A 3,244-nucleotide genomic window follows, 5' to 3' on the forward strand; every position below is an offset into this window, starting at 1 on the left:
CGGACGCGCCGTCCCGGCTCTGCCGCCGCAGCTTCATGCGGATGCCCTGCTCGATGAGGGCGAGATAGCTCTCATCCCGTGGCGCGGCCAGCGTAATGGCCCATCCGGCTCCGCCCGCACGCCCCGTCCGGCCGATCCGGTGAATATAGCTCTCCGCATCATGCGAAATATCGTAGTTGAACACATGCGTAATTCCTTCGACATCCAGCCCGCGTGCCGCCAAATCGGTAGCCACCAGGAGCTGAACCTTCGCCTCCCGGAACCGCTTCATCACCTGCTCCCGCACCGCTTGGGTCAGATCGCCGTGAAGCTCGTCCGCATCATAGCCCTTCGCCTTGAGCGCCTCATACAGCTTCTGGGCCCGCCGCTTCGTGCGGCAGAAGATGACGGCCTGATACGGCCGATGCTCGTCGAGAAGGCGGAACAGCGTCTCCTGCTTCGCCCGATCCGTCGTCTCCACCACCATCTGGCGAATCTCCTTCACCGTCACCTGCTCCGCCTCCACCCGGAGATCAAGCGGCGACCGCATGAAGCGCGCGGCGAGCGCCCGGACCGGCTCCGGCATCGTCGCCGAGCAGATCAGTGTCTGCCGGCTGGTCGGCGTGTGCGCGATGACGTCCTCCACTTCGGGGAGGAAGCCCATATGCAGCATCTGATCGGCTTCGTCCAGCACGAGCATGCGGATGCCGGAGCCGTCGAAGGTGCCCCGGCGCAAATGATCGGTCAAGCGGCCCGGCGTGCCGATGACCAATTGGCATGCTCCCTGCAGCTTGCGGATCTGCTTCTCCACATCCTGGCCTCCGTAAGCGGCCAGCACATGAATGCCTCCGCCTCCATCCGGGGCGGAATCCGTCAGCTTCTTCGCCTCTGCCGTAATCTGCAGCGCGAGCTCGCGCGTCGGCGCGACGATAAGCGCCTGCGCCCGGGTCCGCTCCGGATCGATCCGCTGCAGGATCGGGAGCAGGAACGCCAGCGTTTTGCCCGTTCCGGTCTGCGCCTGCAGCACGGCATCCCGCCCAGCCAGCGCGGCGGGGATCGCCTGAATCTGAATCGGCGTCGGCGACGCAATGCCTTGCTTCGTTAATCGATTCGCCCACTCCTGGCGAATTCCTAGTGATAAAAAGCCTGACAGACAGGCCACCTCATTTCTTCGCTATGCGTATGCATCGGTTTCTCTAGTGTTCATTCTCGTTTCATGGATTCTTCCGGCAGATTCGTCCGGCAGATACGTTCCATAGATTTGTAGGATGGATTTGTATCACGGGTTTGTCTCATGGATTCGTTCCATGGACTTGCCTCATAGATTCATCTTACAGATTTGCCCCATAGATTCGATTGCATGGATTTGTCCCATAGATTCGTTCCATGGATTCATACCTTGATTCGCCCCGGGAATGCGTTGCTTCGACTTCGGAACGATTCCGGTCTTGCTTGCCGCCCCCGGCTTTGATCCCGGCGGCCTCGGATCCGCCGGCAAGTTCACTGTCCCGTATCGCCGGATCCGATAATCCGCTTCACCCGGCCGACCTGCCCGTCCTGCAGGCGAACCTTGATGCCATGCGGGTGTGAGGCCGAATTCGTAAGGATATCTTTGACGACGCCCCGGGTCGTCTTCCCGGTGCGCTGATCCTGCTTCAGGACAATATCCACCTCGATGCCGGGGCGGATGCTCGCCCGCTGCTGCCCGCTCTGTTCCATATATACCTTCCCTCCTTCAAGCACGGCTTTCGCCCGTTTCGCCCGATTAAGCCGGGCGCCTCTTCGGATGCCGTCCTCTATTTGCGGCACACGGCGACGCCGATGAAATACCGTACCCCTTCCCGCGGCTTCTCGAACGTGACGCCGCGCTGGTAGTAAATATCCGTCTCCGCGAACCGGGTGAACAGCTCCGCGAATTGCTCCGGCGTTAGCTGATGCACATGGAACGGCTCGTTCGTCGGCATTCCTCTCCCCCTGCCGAACGGACTCGACATCACGAGGACGCCGCCCGGATTGAGCATCCGGTACAGGTTGTCCATCAATTGCCGATCGTCGGCCACATGCTCGACCGTCTCGAAGCTCAAAATCGTATCGAAGGTGCCCAGCTTTCCGGGCAGCTCCGGGTCCGTCGCATCCCCTTCCATGTGCGTCACCTTTTGGTGATGGTACTCCCGCCGTGCATATTGCAAGGTCGGAAGGTCATTGTCGACGGCGACAATCTCCATCACCTCCCGCTTGCGCTCCTTCGCGACCAGATGGGAGCCGTACCCGGTCCCGCAAGCGATATCGAGCACCCTGCCCCGGGCATAGGGCGTCGCAAAGTAATAGCGGGCAATATGCTCCAGCAGCATCCCGTTCATCGGCTTCATCAGTTTGGGGATAATCCGTTCCCCCGTCCATTCCAGCATCCATTCACGCTCGATTCCGTTTTATTTTCCCCATGTTACAGGAAAGCAGGCAAAATTGCTACTATTCAATCCGAACCATCCGGCCGTCAAGAGGGAGATGACGAACGAACGGCTTTAGCCGCCGCCCCTCAGGGCAGGTACGATCCCTTTCTTCCCCGGCACAGGCTTTTCGTGTAGGCTTTTCGTACAGGTTTTTCGCACAGACTTGGGTAGACCCAGACTTTACGCTCAGCTTTCCCCAAATCCTGCAAAAATGCACTTTCTTCACCGGAACCGCCTTCATGAGCAAGCAATCCTGCAAATATGCAGGAATTCCAGCCATTAGAGCCGGGATTTCAGATGAAACAAGAGAAATGCTGCAGCTGTGCAGGAACTTCACCGAATTCGCCCGCGAGAGCAGCAAAATGATGTAAAATTGCAGGATTTCATACTTCCCCTTTTTCTTTTTGTTCATTGGAGATCAGGCGCGGACAGCGGCCTCTCCCAATCCATAATCATGACCACCCGTCCAACGGGTGGTTTGCTCTTGGGGTATAACCCCCTGTTGCCAAACTGCGCCTAAAGACGCTAGCCTTACAATAAAATTGTTCAGGCTCAGTGTAATTTGTCACTTTCACTTACCAGTTAAACTGGTTTACTTCTTCTTGCTACTGTTTCTGCTGAATGGATCTTCATACTCTTTCACACTCAGTTTATCAATTGCTTGGTCATGTGCTTCTTGTTCACGTATATATTTTGCAACGGTTGCTTCATTTAAGCCTACTGTGCTGACGTAGTATCCCTCCGCCCAAAATTTTCGATTGCCATATTTATACTTCAAACCGGCATGCTTCTCGAATATCATCAGTGAGCTTTTT

Annotated in this window: 4 protein-coding genes; all 4 read right to left on the reverse strand. The window is 57.1% G+C overall.

All coding sequences use genetic code 11. The annotated features are described in order from the left end of the window. Nucleotides 1-1,141 (reverse strand): DEAD/DEAH box helicase (locus ABD76_RS13520; RefSeq protein WP_338125121.1); only part of this gene is annotated, 1,141 nt, incomplete at its 3' end. Nucleotides 1,142-1,479: 338 nt separating this feature from the next. Then, nucleotides 1,480-1,698: a YwbE family protein gene (locus ABD76_RS13525; protein WP_197257630.1), complete on the reverse strand. Its 219-nt coding sequence runs from the start codon at nucleotides 1,696-1,698 to the stop codon at nucleotides 1,480-1,482. A 77-nt stretch (nucleotides 1,699-1,775) separates the two neighbouring features. After that, nucleotides 1,776-2,387 carry a class I SAM-dependent methyltransferase gene (locus ABD76_RS13530; protein WP_197257632.1) on the reverse strand — a complete coding sequence of 204 codons (612 nt, stop codon included), beginning with the start codon at nucleotides 2,385-2,387 and terminating at the stop codon, nucleotides 1,776-1,778. A gap of 634 nt (nucleotides 2,388-3,021) precedes the next feature. Continuing rightward, nucleotides 3,022-3,244, reverse strand: a 223-nt coding sequence (locus ABD76_RS13535) for a transposase (RefSeq protein ID WP_197254597.1), incomplete at its 5' end; no start/stop codon positions are given.

Source organism: Paenibacillus dendritiformis (assembly GCF_015845845.1).
GTDB classification, from domain to species: Bacteria; Bacillota; Bacilli; order Paenibacillales; family Paenibacillaceae; genus Paenibacillus_B; species Paenibacillus_B dendritiformis_C.

Coding starts and splice junctions, on each gene's coding strand:
- ABD76_RS13525 (WP_197257630.1), bottom strand. CDS start 1,698: ATGGAACAGAGCGGGCAGCAGCGGGCGAGCATCCGCCCCGGCATCGAG.
- ABD76_RS13530 (WP_197257632.1), bottom strand. CDS start 2,387: ATGCTGGAATGGACGGGGGAACGGATTATCCCCAAACTGATGAAGCCG.